Origin of the sequence: Duganella sp. Root336D2 (genome assembly GCF_001425005.1) — a bacterium.
Classification (GTDB): domain Bacteria; phylum Pseudomonadota; class Gammaproteobacteria; order Burkholderiales; family Burkholderiaceae_D; genus Rugamonas.
The window spans coordinates 57,502-74,163 of sequence record NZ_LMDB01000009.1 but is presented as its reverse complement, the minus strand read 5'-3'; the positions used below and the strand labels follow the sequence as shown (position 1 = coordinate 74,163).

16 protein-coding genes are annotated in these 16,662 nt (G+C 61.3%); 11 read left to right on the top strand and 5 right to left on the bottom strand.

The window, feature by feature from the left end; translation table 11 throughout:
* Positions 1–137: 137 nt before the first annotated feature.
* Positions 138–1,898 carry a DUF885 domain-containing protein gene (locus tag ASD07_RS09625; protein WP_055928659.1) on the top strand — a complete coding sequence of 587 codons (1,761 nt, stop codon included), beginning with the start codon at positions 138–140 and terminating at the stop codon, positions 1,896–1,898.
* Here the strand turns inward: ASD07_RS09625 and ASD07_RS09620 are convergent.
* The 5 genes from ASD07_RS09620 to ASD07_RS09600 all read right to left on the bottom strand — a co-directional run bounded on the left by ASD07_RS09620 (position 1,895) and on the right by ASD07_RS09600 (position 7,061).
* Positions 1,895–2,245, bottom strand: coding sequence for a DUF1840 domain-containing protein (locus tag ASD07_RS09620; RefSeq protein ID WP_055928656.1), 351 nt, complete (start codon positions 2,243–2,245; stop codon positions 1,895–1,897). The genes ASD07_RS09625 and ASD07_RS09620 overlap by 4 nt on opposite strands.
* A 68-nt stretch (positions 2,246–2,313) precedes the next feature.
* Positions 2,314–2,826: a hypothetical protein gene (locus ASD07_RS09615; RefSeq protein WP_055928653.1), complete on the bottom strand. Its 513-nt coding sequence runs from the start codon at positions 2,824–2,826 to the stop codon at positions 2,314–2,316.
* Between the two features lie 29 nt (positions 2,827–2,855).
* Positions 2,856–5,156, bottom strand: a complete 2,301-nt coding sequence (locus tag ASD07_RS09610) for a TonB-dependent receptor domain-containing protein (RefSeq protein ID WP_082507234.1) — start codon at positions 5,154–5,156, stop codon at positions 2,856–2,858.
* A gap of 68 nt (positions 5,157–5,224) precedes the next feature.
* On the bottom strand, positions 5,225–6,745 hold the full coding sequence (locus ASD07_RS09605; RefSeq protein WP_055928650.1) for a YifB family Mg chelatase-like AAA ATPase: 1,521 nt from the start codon (positions 6,743–6,745) through the stop codon (positions 5,225–5,227).
* A gap of 73 nt (positions 6,746–6,818) precedes the next feature.
* Positions 6,819–7,061, bottom strand: coding sequence for an accessory factor UbiK family protein (locus ASD07_RS09600; RefSeq protein WP_055928647.1), 243 nt, complete (start codon positions 7,059–7,061; stop codon positions 6,819–6,821).
* A 191-nt stretch (positions 7,062–7,252) separates the two neighbouring features.
* Here ASD07_RS09600 and ASD07_RS09595 point away from each other — a divergent pair, with 191 nt between their 5' ends.
* From ASD07_RS09595 to metW, 10 genes are all read left to right on the top strand, one after another.
* A complete protein-coding gene (locus ASD07_RS09595; protein WP_055928644.1) occupies positions 7,253–8,011 on the top strand; it encodes a TorF family putative porin in 759 nt (252 codons plus the stop codon).
* 12 nt (positions 8,012–8,023) lie between these two features.
* Positions 8,024–8,362: a P-II family nitrogen regulator gene (locus ASD07_RS09590; protein WP_028102386.1), complete on the top strand. Its 339-nt coding sequence runs from the start codon at positions 8,024–8,026 to the stop codon at positions 8,360–8,362.
* Between the two features lie 11 nt (positions 8,363–8,373).
* Complete coding sequence (locus ASD07_RS09585; protein ID WP_055928640.1) at positions 8,374–9,909, top strand: ammonium transporter; 1,536 nt, start codon at positions 8,374–8,376, stop codon at positions 9,907–9,909.
* A 188-nt stretch (positions 9,910–10,097) separates the two neighbouring features.
* On the top strand, positions 10,098–11,396 hold the full coding sequence (gshA, locus tag ASD07_RS09580) for a glutamate--cysteine ligase (RefSeq protein ID WP_055928637.1): 1,299 nt from the start codon (positions 10,098–10,100) through the stop codon (positions 11,394–11,396).
* Between the two features lie 53 nt (positions 11,397–11,449).
* Positions 11,450–12,400, top strand: a complete 951-nt coding sequence (gene gshB / locus ASD07_RS09575) for a glutathione synthase (protein WP_055928633.1) — start codon at positions 11,450–11,452, stop codon at positions 12,398–12,400.
* A 2-nt stretch (positions 12,401–12,402) separates the two neighbouring features.
* On the top strand, positions 12,403–12,804 hold the full coding sequence (locus tag ASD07_RS09570) for a PTS sugar transporter subunit IIA (protein ID WP_055928630.1): 402 nt from the start codon (positions 12,403–12,405) through the stop codon (positions 12,802–12,804).
* A 13-nt stretch (positions 12,805–12,817) separates the two neighbouring features.
* Positions 12,818–13,087: an HPr family phosphocarrier protein gene (locus ASD07_RS09565; protein ID WP_055928627.1), complete on the top strand. Its 270-nt coding sequence runs from the start codon at positions 12,818–12,820 to the stop codon at positions 13,085–13,087.
* A gap of 18 nt (positions 13,088–13,105) precedes the next feature.
* Complete coding sequence (gene ptsP / locus ASD07_RS09560) at positions 13,106–14,854, top strand: phosphoenolpyruvate--protein phosphotransferase (RefSeq protein WP_055928670.1); 1,749 nt, start codon at positions 13,106–13,108, stop codon at positions 14,852–14,854.
* 41 nt (positions 14,855–14,895) lie between these two features.
* Positions 14,896–16,053, top strand: a complete 1,158-nt coding sequence (locus ASD07_RS09555; RefSeq protein ID WP_082507233.1) for a homoserine O-acetyltransferase — start codon at positions 14,896–14,898, stop codon at positions 16,051–16,053.
* On the top strand, positions 16,050–16,661 hold the full coding sequence (metW, locus tag ASD07_RS09550) for a methionine biosynthesis protein MetW (protein WP_055928621.1): 612 nt from the start codon (positions 16,050–16,052) through the stop codon (positions 16,659–16,661). The genes ASD07_RS09555 and metW overlap by 4 nt, the downstream gene beginning before the upstream one ends.
* The last annotated feature ends 1 nt before the right edge of the window (position 16,662 follow it).

Here is a 16,662-nt window from a genome sequence, read left to right as displayed (position 1 = left end):
CTTTGCGCCGATGATAGTGCTGCAACCAGTGTGAAAGTAGGTTATCGTCAGGCTCTTATTAGAAAAGCCCGCTAGGCATGTGCCAGCGGGCTTTTTGCATTATGATACGGCACGCAATTCTTTATAAAGGAATAACGATGCCGATCACGAAACTCCTCAGTGGCCTCACCCTGGCCCTGCTTTCCCTGCATGTCTCTGCGGCTACCGAGCCGGCTTGGGTTACCAAGAGCAATGAGAACGCCAAGCTTCTGCTGAACCTGCAAGCCAAGTATTCGCCTGAAAGTGCCAGCAGCCTGGGTGTTGATGGCTATGATGAGCAGATCACCGACATGTCGCGCGACCTGTTTGAAGTCACCGCAAAAGATACGCGTGCTGTCATCGCCGAATTGCAGAAGCGTCAGAGGGCGGAAAAGGACCCCAAGGTCAAGCAAGACCTGGAGATCCTGGTCGGGGCAGCAGAAGACCAGTTGCGCTCTGCTACCGTGAACCGCAAATACCTGCTGCCGTTTACCGACGTTACCCAGTTGATGTTTGGTGTGATGCGCCAGACGCTGGATCCGCGCATTCCTAAGGAGCGGCAGAAAACGCTGTTGGTGCGCATGGAGAAATACGCCGGCCTCACCAAGGGCTACCGCCCGATCACCGAACTGGCTTATGAGCGCTACCTGGAACGCCAGAAAGCCGACAAGAATTTGCTGGGCCCGTACAAAGGCGAAGTGGAACAGGCGCTGAGTGCAGCGCCAGCCATGATCAAGGGCATGAAGGATTTGCTCAGCAAGAGCGACTTGAAAGGCTGGGAGCCGGCATTTGCGGCAATCGAAACCCAATTAACTACATATAACGCCAAGATCAAGGACCAGATCTTGCCGAAGGCCCGTGCCGACCATCGTCTGCCGACGGAAGTCTATGCCGACAACCTGCACCAGTTCGGCGTAGATATCGCTCCGAAAGAGCTGATTGCGAAGGCGTTGACGTCTTTTGCTGAAATCCGCAACCAGATGGCCATCACTGCCAGCTTGATTGCCAAGGAGCGCAAGCTGCCGGACGCGGACTATCGCGCTGTCATGCGCGAGCTGAAGAAGCAGCAAATCCCGGCCGAGCAGGTCATGCCTTTGTATGGCGAGCGCCTGTCGCAAATCGAATCCGCCGTACGCGAGCAAGGCATCGTCACCCTGCCGGATCGCAAGGCTGTCATCCGCCTGGCGAGCGAGGCCGAGAATGCGCAGCAGCCGGCTCCACACATGAGCCCACCACGCCTGATCGGCAATACCGGCGAGTACGGCGAGTTCGTGCTGACCACCGGCATGCCGCCTGATGCCAGCGGCAAGAAACTGGTCTTCGACGACTTCACGCACCAGGCCGGTAGCTGGACCCTGACCGCGCACGAAGCGCGACCGGGCCATGAGCTGCAATTTGCGAAGATGATCGAGATGGGCGTGTCGACTGCACGCGGCGTGTTTGCTTTCAACAGCGTGAACGTGGAAGGCTGGGCGCTGTATGCCGAGGCGGAAATGCAGCCGTTCGAGCCGCTCGATGGCCAATTGTTCGCACTGCAGGCCCGCATGCAGCGTGCCGCCCGCGCCTTCCTCGACCCGATGGTGAACCTGGGTGAAATCAGCCCGGAAGGAGTGAAATCGTTCCTGATGGACGAAGTTGGCCTGTCGGAAGGCATGGCAACGCAGGAAATGCAGCGCTACACCTTCCGCGCTCCAGGCCAGGCGACCTCATACTTCTATGGCTATCAGCGACTGATGGAAACACGCCAAGCGGCGGAAGTGGCCTTGCGCCAGAAATTCAATCGCAAGGCCTTCAATGACTTCGTGCTGTCCCAGGGAATGTTGCCACCTGCGCTGCTGCGCAAGGCAGTGATGGAAGACTTCGTTCCGTCCCAGCGTTAAACGCCCCACACGATATCGTGCCCGCCCGTCTGGGCGGCACGCAGCATTTCCAGGAGGGGGAAGGCGCGCTGCGCAAATCCTACCTTCTGGGTTTCGCCGAAATCGGCATCGCCATTATCATCCGGCAGGGCATGGCTGGGCGTATGGGCGGCATGTTCGGAATCGACTTCCGGATGCAGTTTGCTAAGTGCAACTTCCTTCTCGAGCAGTTGCAGCGCCTGGGAAGCTTCCGCTGCCGTGATGACACCCCGCGTCGGGCTCTTCTTCAGCAGGTCCATGATGCGTTCGACGTGCTCGTGCGCCATCATGAGTTCCGGCGACGAAATGGATTTAAATTTGATCAACATGGCGCGCTTCCTTAGTTTGTTGATGTGCTAATACGATAGCACGAGTGCAGTCGCGCGCGTCGTGCTACTTAATACAATTTAAACGAACTCAAGAATGTATCAACCGTATCCGCATCAAAATGTTTCTGGTTCCCCAGAATGACGACCTGATATACGCGTTTATCTTTCGCCAGGAAGCGGCCACGCATGGCCAACGGGGCGCCATTTGGCGCCGCGCCGCGCGCTTCCACTTCAAATGCACCGTCCTTGGTGCTTTCCCTGGTAATAGTACCGCCGATATTGCGCACCATGGCTAGCTTCATCGCTTGCACGGCCAGGGCGGCCTTGGTGGCGTCCGGTAGCTCGGCCGTACCGACGGCGAACATGGTGCCATCGACTTCCGCTGCGGACATGGTCATCTTCACGTCCTGGCCATCAAGATTGATGGCGCGGGTGTGGGTGGCGGCTTTGCCGGGCAACATGACGGTGTAAGGCGCGTCGCTGCTGCGGAAATCGCGCCAGTCGAATTTCGGACTGCAGGCTGCGAGCGCGCCGGCTGCGAGCAGGAGCGCGAGGGCTTTGTTCAGGGTGATTGTCTTCATGACCCGAATGGTAGCACCTCGCTGCCAGGTCAATCTGCGCCGGGGCCTGGGCCCATGCCGCCTGGAGGCGGGCCCATGCCAGGGCCGCCCGGACCGCGCATGCCGCCCGGCTCGCGCTGAGGGCCTTCGCGCCGCGTTCCGGGCGCGCTGCCGAAGCGATAAGACAGGCCGACATAAATGATGCGGCCGTCGAACTCGCGCAGCGAGCGCTCGCGCAGGGCGTAGGTATCGGTGATGGTCGACATCTTGTTGCTGTTGAAGACGTCGGTGGCGTTGACCATCAGGGCCAGTTGCGGCGTGATGGCGTGGCGCCAGGTCAGGTTCAGCGTAGTGTTCGGTTCACGATAACCCTGGCCGGTAAGCATCTTGCCCTGCGCCTGGACGGCCGCCTGCAGCATGTCGGTGCTGCTTGCCTGCCAGTTCAGGCGCAGGCGGCCACTCAGCGAAGAGGCGGTGCGCCTGGTCTGGTCGCCATTCACTTCCAGCACGCTTTGTTCGAAACGGGCCACGTTGCCACTCAGGTTGAGCGTCAGTGTCGGCAGCAGCTTGCCGGTCAGCGTGAACTCCATGCCGCCGGAACGGGTGCTGCCGGCATTCTCGCGGGTGGTCAGCAGCACAGTGTCGCTGATGAAGTATTTGCGGTCCAGGATGGAATCGGTCTCGTCGCGGAAATAACCGCGCAGGTTGGTCTCCAGGCCGAACATGCGGGTCTCGTAACCTAGTTCGAAGGAATCGGTTTGGGCCGGCTTCAGTTTCGGATTGCCGGAAGAGACATTCAGTTCGTCGCGATAGACCACGAAGGGATTCAGGTCCTGTGCATTCGGGCGGCGCAGGCGATGCGCGTAAGCGAAGCGCATTTGCGAGTTCTCGCTCATTTTGTAGGTAGCGAAGAAGCTCGGGATCAGGTTGGTGTAGCTGTTGCCGGCGGCGACCTGGCTGGTAAGCTGGTCGATCTCCATCTCGGTATGCTCGGCGCGCAGGCCGGCCATCAAGCCCCATTGCTCGTTAAATCGCATCTGGTAGGAGCCGTAGGCGGCGTAGATGGTTTCCTTCATGTCGAAGGCGTTGCTGCGCAACGCGTTGGGCGAGCCTTCCTGCGTAATCGGGTCGATGTTGGCGTAATCGATGCTCGAGTCATTGCGGTTCTGGACGATCTTGTAGCCAAGCTTGGTCACGCCGCCGAACAGGTTTGCTTCGTAATCGCCGGTGAAGTCGATGATCTCGTTCTTGTTGCGGTTCTTCTGCGTGCTGTCGGCCTGGCTGCCGATTGGCGGACGCACCACATAGCTATTGCGGTAGCTGCTGTCGGAATCGTTGGTGGCGGTCGACACGCGCAAGTCCATCTTGAAGGATTCGCCCGGCGCGTCGCCCTTGTGGTCCCAACGCGCATTCCACGAGTAGTTCTTGCTCTCGCCTTCGCGCAAGGTGCTGCGCAGGTAGTTGTCGGTGACGATGCCATCGGGGTCGGTCGAAAGGTAGTTGTCGCTTGCGCGCGCATCGTTGGTGCGATGCGAGTAGGCGACCTGGGCGCCCAATGTATCGTTGGCGCCCAGGTTGTAGGTGACGCCGCCGTTCAGGCCCGCATTGTCATTCAGGCCGTTCGACTGCGATTGCTGCTCGCTGTGCGACAGGACTCCGGTACGGGGATCGATGCGCTCGCGCACCGTTTCGCCGACCGAGTTGCGGCCGTCATGGCGCACGTTGATGCCGCCCTGGAAGCCCCACAAGCCTTCGTTGTAGGTGCCGGACAGTGCGCTGTTGTAGCGGCCTGCCGTACCGTAGTTGGCATTGGCCACGCCAAAGCCGCCCGGCTTGCGCGAGCGCTTCATGACCAGGTTGATGATCGGGCCGCCGCCGCCTTCGTTGCCGAATTGCGCGCCGGGGTTGTTGATCACCTCCACCGACTCGAGGTCATCGGCGGGAATCGACTGCAGCGCCGGGCCGCGGTTATCGCCTTGCAGCATGGCCGAAGGCTTGCCGTCGACGTAGACCTGCACATTGCTGCTGCCGCGCAGGGTCAGCGAGCCGTCCGGATCGACGTTCACGGAAGGGACGTTGTTCAGCGCGTCGGCAGCGGAGCCGTTGCTGCTGGACGTATCGGATTTCACGTCGTAGACCTGACGGTCGATACGGTTGGTCGGGCGCTCCGCTGCCACCGTCACGCTGGTGATGTTGCCAGTCTCAGGCGGGACATCTTTTTTTACGCTTGCTGGCGTGGCTGCGGCCTTGGCTGGCTGGGAGGTCTGGGTTTGGGCGGCGGCGCTGCCGCAGCACAGGAGGATCAGGATAGGTACGGCGCAGTAGCGCGAGTAACGGTATTGGGTGGTCATGGTGGCGGCAATTCTAGCGAAGAACGCGCCACCCAAACCACGTATTTACGCGGAATTACATTTGAAACTTAGAGTTGCCGAAGGGCGCGGCGCAAGTTGATCGCTTCAGAGACGTGCTTGCCGCCGATTTGCTTCTGGCCATCCAGGTCGGCCACAGTGCGGGCCACGCGGAGCACGCGGTGGTAGGCGCGGGCCGACCAATGCAGCTTGTGCATGGCTGCGCGCAAGACGGCTTGGCCGCTGGCATCCGGCTTGCAGAATCGGTCGATTTCGCGCGGCGTCAGCTGTTGGTTGGTTTTCCCCTGGCGGGCGATCTGGCGCTCGAAGGCAGCGTGCACGCGCGCGGCAATTGTTTCGGACAGCTCACCCACTGCGTCCGCTTGCAGGATGTCGGGCGGAACGGGGCCAACTTCGATTTGCATGTCGATGCGGTCAAGCAAGGGGCCCGAAACGCGGTTCTGGTAGCGCAGGATCTGGTCGGGCGTGCATTGGCAAAGGCCTGCAGGATGGCCAAGGTATCCGCATGGGCACGGGTTCATGGCTGCAATCAGCTGGAAGCGGGCAGGGAAGTCGGCGTGCCGGGTGGCGCGGGCGATAGTGACGCGGCCGGATTCGAGCGGCTCGCGCAGCACTTCCAGCACGCGGCGATCAAACTCCGGCAACTCGTCGAGGAAAAGCACGCCGCAATGGGCCAGCGAAATCTCGCCGGGGCGCGGCACGCTGCCGCCACCGACCAGCGCCGCGCCGGACGAGGTGTGGTGCGGGGAGCGGAAGGGGCGCACCTTCCAGCCTTCGACGGTGAAGCCGCTGATCAAAGATTGTACGGCGGCGGCTTCCAGCGCCTCATCGTCCGTCATCAACGGCAGCAGGCCGGCGAAGCGGGTGGCCAGCATGGTCTTGCCGGCGCCGGGCGGGCCGACCAGCAGGACCGAATGGCGTCCTGCGGCTGCAACCTCCATCGCACGCTTGGCGAAGATCTGGCCTTTGACGTCGGCGAAGTCGGGAATCGACGGCGGCAGGGGCAGGGGCTGGGCCACATGGCGCGGAAGGGCGAAGCTGCCGTCGGGATCCAGGCCGAAATGGGCGCATACCTGCAGCAGCGTGGCGGCGGGGTAGATGCGGGCACCTGTGACCAGCGCGGCTTCGTCGGCATTGGCGCTGGGGAGAATGAAGCCGCGGCCGGCGCCGCCGGCGGAGCGCTGCATGGCGTAAGTCATCGCTAGCGCGCCGCGGATCGGACGCAGCTCCCCAGTCAGCGACAGCTCGCCGGCGAACTCGAATTGTTCCAGGGTGGACGAAGGAATCTGGCCGGACGCGGCCAGGATGCCGATGGCGATCGGCAGGTCGAAACGGCCGGATTCCTTGGGCAGGTCGGCCGGGGCCAGGTTGACAGTGATGCGGTGCTGCGGCAGTTCGAACCCGGCATTGGTGATGGCGGCGCGGACCCGGTCGCGCGATTCCTTCACTTCGGTGTCGGCCAGGCCGACGATGGCGAACGCGGGCAAGCCGTTGGCGAGGTGGACTTCGACACTGACTTCCGGAGCCTGCATGCCGGCCAGCGCGCGGCTTTTAATGACTGCGATGCTCATGGTGGCCTCCCGGTCTACGACAGCACATCGTAGGCCCGGGGCGCCACCGCTCGTTTGCGCTAGCGCAAGGGGCTTACTTGTCGGCCAGCTTGGCTTCCAGCTCAGCCAGGCGCGATTCCAGCAGTTCCAGCTTGGCGCGGGCCTTGGCCAGCATCTGGGCCTGGATGTCGAATTCCTCGCGGGTCACCAGGTCCAGCTTGGCAAAGCCCTGGGTCATCATCGCCTTGACGTTCTTTTCAATGTCTTTGGCTGGCGAGTTTTCGATGACCTGGTTGACCTTCTGTTGCAAGTCGTTGAAGAAGGCGTTCATGTCCATGTTTTTCTTTCCGATGTGTGAGTTTATGCACCACGACGGTGCGGCTTTGGCTTTAAATGGTGCGGAAAGCTGTCCTTATATCAATTCGCGCACGAATTTTGGCTGGCACGCAATCTGCTACTAAGCAAGAAAGCTGTCGTTTCAGACTGAATTTTAAACCGCAATAAAAGTTCACTCAAAAGGAAATCGCCATGATTCATAAGAGCAAGAAGCTGGGCCTCACCGTTGCAGTCGCGCTGGCAATGGCAACGATGGGAACCGGCCTGGCCCAAGCGGCCGATGCCGCACCGGAGGCGAAGCCTGATAATGAGTTCAGCTATAACGCGGCCCTGACCAGCGACTACCGCTACCGTGGTATCTCGCAAACCCGCCTGAAACCGGCGCTGCAAGGCGGCGCCGACTGGGTCAACAATCCGACCGGTTTCTATGCAGGTGCCTGGGCCTCCACCATCAAGTGGATCAAGGATGGCGGCGGTGATGCTTCCGTTGAACTGGACCTGTATGGCGGCAAGCGCGGTGAAATCGCGCCTGGCGTCAGCTATGACGTTGGTTTCCTGGCCTATGTCTATCCATCCAATGAACTGCATCCAAGCGCCAATACCCGCGAACTGTATGGCCAGGTTGGCTATGGCCCGGCTACCCTCAAGTACTCGCATTCGCTGAGCAACCTGTTCGGCTTTGCCGACAGCAAGCACAGTACTTATATCGATGCCTCAGTCAACCAGGACCTGGGTGATGGCTATGTGCTGAACCTGCACGTGGGGCGCCAGAAGGTGGAGAACTCCAGCTTCTACAGCTACACCGACTGGAAGGTTGGCGTGACCAAGGACCTGGGCTTTGCCTCGCTGGCGCTGGCCTACATCGATACCAATACCGAAAATTATCTCGGACCAAATGGCAAGAAACTAGGTAAGGCTGGCGCAGTGCTGACCTTGTCCAAAACCTTCTGAAGAGGCACCAGTATGAAAATGATTACCGCCATTATCAAGCCGTTCAAGCTCGACGAGGTGCGTGAAGCCCTGTCGGCGATTAACGTGCAAGGTATTACGGTGACCGAAGTCAAAGGCTTCGGCCGCCAGAAAGGTCACACCGAGCTGTATCGCGGCGCGGAATATGTGGTCGACTTCCTGCCAAAGACCAAGATCGAGGCGGCGGTCGACGATGCCATCGTCGACCAGGCTATCGAGGCGATCGAGAATGCCGCGCGCACCGGCAAGATTGGCGACGGCAAGATTTTCGTCTCGTCGCTGGAACAAGTAATCCGTATCCGTACCGGCGAAACCGGCAACGAAGCACTGTAAGGGGAACCGTGATGCAAAAGACCATTAAGAAATGGCTGGCGGGGGTGACTGTCCTGTTGGCGTTCAGCGCAGCATTGCCTGTGCTGGCTCAAGATGCCAAGCCGGCCGAAGCGCCGGCTGCCGCTGCTACCGCTGCCGCCTCCGCGGCTGCTCCTGCTGTTGCGCCGGCTGATGCCGCCGCTCCTGCTGCCGCTGCCGCGGCTCCGGCCGCCGCGCCGGCCCCGGTTGCGCAGAAGGGCGACACCGCCTGGATGTTCGTGGCCACCCTGCTGGTGATCATGATGACCATTCCCGGCCTGGCCCTGTTCTACGGCGGCCTGGTACGCTCCAAGAACATGCTGTCCGTGCTGCTGCAGGTGTTCTTCGTGTTCGCGCTGATCATCGTGCTGTGGTGCCTGTACGGCTATTCGATTGCCTTCACCGAGGGCAATGCCTTCTTCGGTGGCTTCAGCCGTTCGCTGCTGTCCGGCATTTACGATCCGGCCAAGGGCTTCTCGGTGGCTGCGACTTTCAGCAAGGGCGTAGTGATCCCTGAGTTCATTTACGTTGCCTTCCAGGGCACTTTTGCAGCCATTACCTGCGGCCTGATCGTCGGTGCGTTTGCAGAACGCGTGCGTTTCTCCGCCGTGCTGGCCTTCATGGTGCTGTGGTTTACCTTCAGCTACCTGCCGATCGCCCACATGGTCTGGTTCTGGACCGGCCCTGACGTGATCACCAATGCCGAGACCCTGGCAAGCGAAACCGCCAAGGCAGGATGGATCTTCCAGAAGGGCGCGTTGGACTTCGCCGGCGGTACCGTGGTGCACATCAATGCCGCTGTTGCCGGCCTGGTGGGCGCTATCATGATCGGCAAGCGCGTTGGCTACGGCCGCGACTCCATGGCTCCGCACTCGCTGACCATGACCATGATCGGCGCATCGCTGCTGTGGGTGGGCTGGTTCGGCTTCAACGCCGGTTCGGCGCTGGAAGCTGGCGACATCGCTGCATTGGCCTTCGTCAATACCTTGCTGGCAACTGCCTGCGCCACCGTGTCGTGGGTATTCGGTGAGTGGATCTTCAAGGGCAAGCCTTCCATGCTGGGCGGCGCGTCCGGCGCGGTGGCGGGCCTGGTGGCGATCACCCCGGCTTGCGGTTTTGTCGGCCCGATGGGTGCACTGGCGATCGGCCTGCTGGCGGGCATCATCTGCCTGTGGGGCGTGAATGGCCTGAAGCGCCTGATCGGCGCGGACGACTCGCTGGACGTGTTCGGCGTGCATGGCGTGGGCGGTATCCTGGGCGCGATCCTGACTGGTGTGTTCGCTGCACCATCTTTGGGCGGCCAGGGTGTATTTGACTACGTTGCCAACAAGGCAAGCGCTGAGTACTCGATCAGCGGCCAGGTGCTTACCCAGGCGACTGCTGTCGGCGTCACCATCGTGTGGTCGGCTGTTGTTGCCTTCGTGGCTTACAAGCTGGTCGACATCGTGATTGGCCTGCGCGTGCCGGAAGAAGAAGAGCGCGAAGGGCTGGACATCACCAGCCACGGCGAATCGGCTTACCACGCTTAACGTAGTAGCTTGGAACCGTGGGGCCGGGCACCGACAGAAGCAGCTGCGCCATGTCTCTGTCGGCGCCAGACCCCTGACGCCCCCGCGCACGCCCCCTTCGGGGGCTTTTTTTGTTCCAAACTATCTTTTAATTGGCGGTTTTGCCCCAAAATGGAGAGTCTGCAAATACCAACCCGCAAGGAAGTCACATGGTTCCCCATCTCGTCACGGCCCTGACCGGGCCGTTACTGGATCTTGAAGAAAAGATCATTGCCGCGACCCCAGCTATTGAACGGTGGTTCCGCCTCGAGTGGCAGGAACATACGCCGCCGTTCTACGCTTCGGTGGACTTGCGCAATGCCGGCTATAAGCTGGCCCCGGTGGATGCCAACCTGTTCCCTGGCGGCTTCCATTACCTGGCCAACGAAATGCTGCCGCTGTCGGTACAGGCGGCGATGGCGGCGATCGATAAATACTGTCCGGATGCGCGCAACCTGTTGCTGATCCCGGAAATCAAGCCGCGTCATCCGACTTACTTCCAGGGCGTCGCGCGCCTGATGCAGATTTTCCGCCAGACCGGCCTGAATGTCCGTTTCGGCTCGCTGGATCCATCGGTGACCCAGCCGACGCCGCTGGCGCTGCCTGACGGCAATATGCTGGTGGTAGAACCGCTGGTGCGTTCGCCGAATGGCCGCCGCCTGGGTCTCAAGGATTTCGATCCGTGCACCATTTTGCTGAATAACGACCTGTCGGCCGGCATTCCAGACATCCTGACCAACCTGCACGAGCAAAGCCTGTTGCCGCCATTGCATGCCGGATGGGCAATCCGCCGCAAATCCAACCACTTCAATGCCTATGACGAAGTGGCCAAGAAGTTCGGCAAGCTGATCGGCGTAGATCCCTGGATGGTCAATCCTTTCCACGCCAAATGCGGCGCGGTGGACCTGACCACCGGCGAGGGACAGGAAAGCCTGGCGGCCTCGGTCGATGCGGTGCTGGCCAAAATCCGCAAGAAATACAAGGAATACGGCATCAAGGAGAAGCCGTTCGTCATCATCAAGCCGGATGCCGGTACCTACGGCAAGGGCGTCATCACGATCCGCGATGCGGCCGAGCTGAAAGAGTTGTCGGAAGAGCAGCGCAAGCGCATGACCGTGATCAAGGATGGCAAGGCGGTGACCGACCTGAATATCCAGGAGGGGGTGCCGACCTTTGAGAGCATCAAGGAGGCGTTTGCCGAGCCGGTTGTGTATATGATTGACCGTTATGTGGTGGGTGGCTTCTACCGCGTGCATGGCGAGAAGGGGCCGGACCAGAACCTGAACGCGCCGGGTTCACAGTTCGTGCCGCTGGCGTTCGCGCAGCAGCATGCCGTGCCGGATGTGAAAGCGAAGCCGGGAACGGCGGCGCCGAACCGCTTCTATGTCTACGGCGTAGTGGCGCGGCTGGCCCTGCTGGCCGCTTCGCTGGAGATGGAGCGCACCGACCCGGATCCTGAGGTGTACTGAACGCCAGTCGCGCAGATCGGCTAGAATCAGTTGTTACATTTTTGGACTAATCCATGAAAATCGCCTTCCTCGCCGACCCGCTGTCCAGCTTCAAGATCTACAAGGACTCCACCTTCGCCATGATGGCCGAGGCGGCGCGCCGGGGGCATGAGGTGTACGCCTTCCAGCAGCGCCACATGGCGCTCAAGGAAGGCAAGGTCACGGCCCACGTCTCGCGCATCGAGCTGACCGGCGATGCCCACGAATGGTACAAGGCAGCACCGTCGGAAGACACCGGCCTGGCTGCCTTTGACGCGGTAATCCAGCGCAAGGATCCGCCGTTCGACATGGAATACGTCTACGGCACCTACCTGCTGCAGCTGGCGGAGAAACAGGGCGCGCAAGTCTTCAACAAGCCTTCGGCCATCCGCGACCACAATGAAAAGCTGTCGATCGCCCAGTTTTCGCAATTCACCGCGCCGACCCTGGTCACCAGCGACGAGACCCGCCTGCGCGACTTCCAGGCCGAACACGGCGACGTGATCCTGAAGCCGCTGGACGGCATGGGCGGCGCCGGCATCTTCCGCGTGAAAGCCGATGGCCTGAACCTGGGCTCCATCATCGAGACCCTGACCCAGCTCGGCACCCGCACCATCATGGCGCAGCGCTACATCCCCGACATCGTCAAGGGCGACAAGCGCATCCTGCTGATCGACGGCAAACCGGTGCCTTTCTGCCTGGCGCGTATCCCGCAAGCGGGCGAAGTGCGCGGCAACCTGGCTGCCGGCGGTACCGGCGTGGCCCAGCCGCTGTCGCAGCGCGACCGCGAAATCGCCGAGGCCCTGGGTCCGGAATTGGCTGCGCGCGGCCTGTTGCTGGTAGGATTAGACGTGATCGGCGATTACCTCACCGAGGTGAACGTCACCAGCCCGACCTGCTTCCAGGAGATCACGCAGCAGACTGGCTTCCAGGTCGCATCCATGTTCATCGATGCGGTGGAAGCCCGGGCAGGCAAGCAAGGATAAACATGGTAGGGATTTTATTGATGACACACGCGCCGCTGGGCCAGGCTTTCCTGGCCGCCGCAGCGCATGTGTTCCGGGCCCCGGTGGAAAAACTGGAGGCGATCGACGTGCTGGCAGACCAGGACCTGAATGAAGTGCAGCAGTTGGCACGTGAGGCCATCCAGCGCCTCGATACCGGTGCCGGGGTGCTGGTCATGACCGATATCAAGGGCGGCACGCCCGCCAATTGCTGTAACAAGCTGGCCGATGCGGGCCAGGTCGAAGTGGTCGCGGGCATCAGCCTTCCCATGCTGCTGCGCGCCATCACCTACCGTACCGATACGCTGGACGTCGTAGTGGAAATGGCCCTGGCCGGTGCCCAGAATGGCGCGGTCAAGGTCGATAATCGTATCCGAGTCAACTAAACAAAACTAAAACATGATTCAGCAAGAACTTGAAATTATCAACAAGCTCGGATTGCATGCACGTGCTTCTGCAAAATTCACCCAACTGGCAGCCAAGTTCCAAAGCGATGTCTGGCTGTCGCGTAACGGTCGCCGCATCAACGCCAAGTCCATCATGGGCGTGATGATGCTGGCTGCTGGCAAGGGCGCCAAAGTCCTGCTGGAAGCGGACGGCGCCGATGAACAGGATTGCATCAACGCCCTGGCCGCACTGGTCAACGACAAGTTCGGCGAAGGCGAGTAAATGCGGGACGGCAGCCCGATGGCATCGTTCTCCCTTCACGGAATTCCGGTTTCGCGTGGCATCGCGATCGGCCGCGCGCACATCCTTGCGCCGGCGGCGCTCGACGTAAAGCACTACCTGATCTCCGAGGAGCACGTGGAAGCGGAAGTGAAGCGCCTGCAGCAGGCGCTGGCTGCCGTGCACCGCGAGCTGCAAACGCTGTGGAATGAATTGCCGAAAGATGCCCCGACGGAGCTGGGCGCCTTCATCGACGTGCATGCGCTGATCCTGTCGGACCCGATGATTTCCGAGGCGCCGCTGGATATCATCCGCAGCCGCCATTACAACGCCGAGTGGGCCCTGCTGACCCAGATCGACGAGCTGTCGGCGCAGTTCGACGAAATCGAAGACCCCTACCTGCGCGAGCGCAAGGCCGATATCCAGCAAGTGGCGGAACGGGTGCTGAAAGTCCTGATGGGCAGCGAGCCGCTGCTGCCGAAACAGGCCGAACTGGAAGGCGACGAGTTCCTGGCCCAGATGATCGTGGTGGCACACGATATCTCGCCGGCCGATATGCTGAAGTTCCGCGATCGTTCCTTTATCGGCTTCGTGACCGACGTGGGCGGCCAGAATTCGCACACCGCCATCGTTGCGCGTTCGCTCGACATTCCGGCAGCGGTGGGCATGTCGCAGGCTTCCACCCTGATCCAGCAGGACGACTGGGTGATCATCGACGGCGATGCCGGCGTGGTGATCGTCACCCCGAGCGCGCAAGTGCTGGAGCAGTACCGCGAGCGCCAGCTGGCTGCGATGCGCGCGCGCAAAAAGCTGGGCAAGCTGAAAAAGACCCCGGCCGTCACCAGGGACGGCACGCCGATCGCCCTGATGGCGAACATCGAGCTGCCGGAAGATTGCGGGCACGCGATGGAGTCGGGCGCCAACGGCGTCGGCCTGTTCCGCTCCGAATTCCTGTTCATGGGCCGCGATGGCGAGATGCCGTCCGAGGACGAACAATACGAGCAGTACACCAAAGCCGTGCAGGCCATGAAGGGCCGCCCGGTCACCATCCGCACGCTGGATATCGGCGCCGACAAGCCACTGGACCAGATGGAGCACACTGCGCTCAATCCGGCATTGGGCTTGCGCGCCATCCGCTATTGCCTGGCGGAGCCGCAGATCTTCCTGACCCAGTTGCGCGCCGTCCTGCGCGCCTCGGTGCACGGCAAGGTGCGCATCCTGATTCCGATGATGGCGCATGCCTTCGAGATCGACCAGTCGCTGGCCATGATCAAGCGCGCCAAGGCGCAGCTTGACGACAGGGGCGAGAAGTACGACCCGGACGTGCCGGTGGGCGCCATGATCGAAATTCCGGCTGCCGCTCTGGCGCTGCCGATGTTCGTCAAGAAGATGGACTTCCTGTCGATCGGCACCAATGACCTGATCCAGTACACCCTGGCGATCGACCGCGTCGATTACGAAGTGGCGCACCTGTACGATCCGCTGCATCCGGCCATCTTGCAACTGATTGCGATGACCATTGCCGCCGGCCACAAAGCCGGCATCGAGGTCGCTGTGTGCGGCGAGATGGCGGGCGACGCCAAGATGACGCGCCTGCTGCTGGGCATGGGCTTGCGCGAATTCTCGATGCACCCGTCGCAGCTGCTGTCGGTCAAGCAGGAAATCCTGAACAGCGACCTGGGACTGATTGCGCCGCAGATGCGCAAGATCATGCGCGGCATGGACCCTGAAACGATTGCCGACGCAGTCAACGCCCTGCAAGCCCTGTAACACCAACTCTCGCATCAACACTTAACTACAGCCGGATTCACATGCCTTCGATTGGAATCGTCTCGCCGCAGACAATGCATTTTGCGGAACCCCTTCAGCTGCAGAGCGGAGCGTCCCTGCGCGACTACATGCTGATGTACGAGACCTATGGCACGCTGAATGCGGACAAATCGAACGCGGTTCTGGTGTGCCACGCGCTGAACGCTTCGCACCACGTGGCCGGTTACTACGCCGACAATCCGAAGAACGTGGGCTGGTGGGACAATATGGTCGGTCCGGGCAAGGCACTCGATACCGACAAGTTCTTCGTCATCGGCGTCAACAACCTGGGCTCCTGCTTCGGTTCGACCGGCCCGATGCACATCAATCCGGAAACCGGCAAGCAATACGGTGCCGCATTCCCGGTGGTGACGGTGGAAGACTGGGTGGCGGCACAGGCGCGCCTGGCTGACCAGCTGGGCATCCGGCAGTTCGCCGCGGTGATGGGCGGCTCGCTGGGCGGCATGCAGGCCCTGGCCTGGTCCATCATGCACCCCGAACGCCTGCGCCACTGCCTGGTGATCGCCTCCACGCCGAAACTGTCGGCGCAGAACATCGCCTTCAACGACGTGGCGCGCCAGGCCATCCTGTCCGACCCGGACTATCATGGCGGCGATTTCTACGAACACAGCGTGGTGCCGAAGAACGGCCTGAAAGTGGCGCGCATGATCGGCCATATCACCTACCTGTCGGACGACGACATGGCCGAGAAATTCGGCCGCAAGCTGCGCGATATTGCAGCCAGCGGCGGCGACTACAAATTCGGCTTCGGCATCGACTTCGAGATCGAATCCTACCTGCGCTACCAGGGCGACAAGTTTGCGGAATATTTCGACGCCAACACCTACCTGCTGATCACCAAGGCGCTCGACTACTTCGACCCGGCGCGCAAGTTCGACGGCGACCTGACCAAGACCCTGGCCGGTACCAAGGCCAAGTTCTTCCTCGCATCCTTCACTACGGACTGGCGCTTCTCGCCGGAGCGCAGCCGCGAGATCGTGCAGGCCTTGCTGGCCAACCGGCGCGAGGTGACTTACGCCGAAATCGACGCACCGCACGGCCACGACGCCTTCCTGCTGGAAGATGCGCGCTATATGAACATGGTGCGCGCCTACTACGAGCAAGTGTGGAAAGAAACGAACAAGGAACAAGCAGCATGACTTTCGATGACCTGAGCAGCGCTCGTCCCGACCTGGCCTTCATTGCACACTGGGTGCGCGAAGGCGCCCATGTGCTCGACGTGGGTTGCGGCGACGGCGTGATGATGGATTACCTGCAGAGCGGCAAGCGCTGCACCGGCTACGGCCTGGAGCTGGCGGACGAACAGGTGCTGGCCTCGACCCGGCGCGGCGTGCGCGTGATCCAGCAGGACTTCGAGAACGGCCTGGGTATCTTCGGCGACAACTCCTTCGACACGGTGTTGTGCCTGTCCTCGCTGCAGATGATGAAGCATGTGGAAGTCCTGCTGCGCGACATCGTGCGCGTGGGCCGTGAAGCCATCGTGTCCTTCCCCAATTTCGCCTACTGGCCGCACCGCGTGGCGTTGCTGCAAGGGCGCATGCCGGTTTCCAAGTCGCTGCCATACCAATGGCACGACACGCCGAACGTGCGCTGCGCCACCATCTACGACTTCCAGGAACTGGCGGAGGAGGTGGGGCTGGAAGTGATCGAATGCGTGGCGCTGGCCGAGGGCAAGACGGTCTCGCTACTGCCTAACCTGCGCGGCGATCTGGCCGTGTTCCGTTTGCGGAAAAAGCAATCCAGTTAAG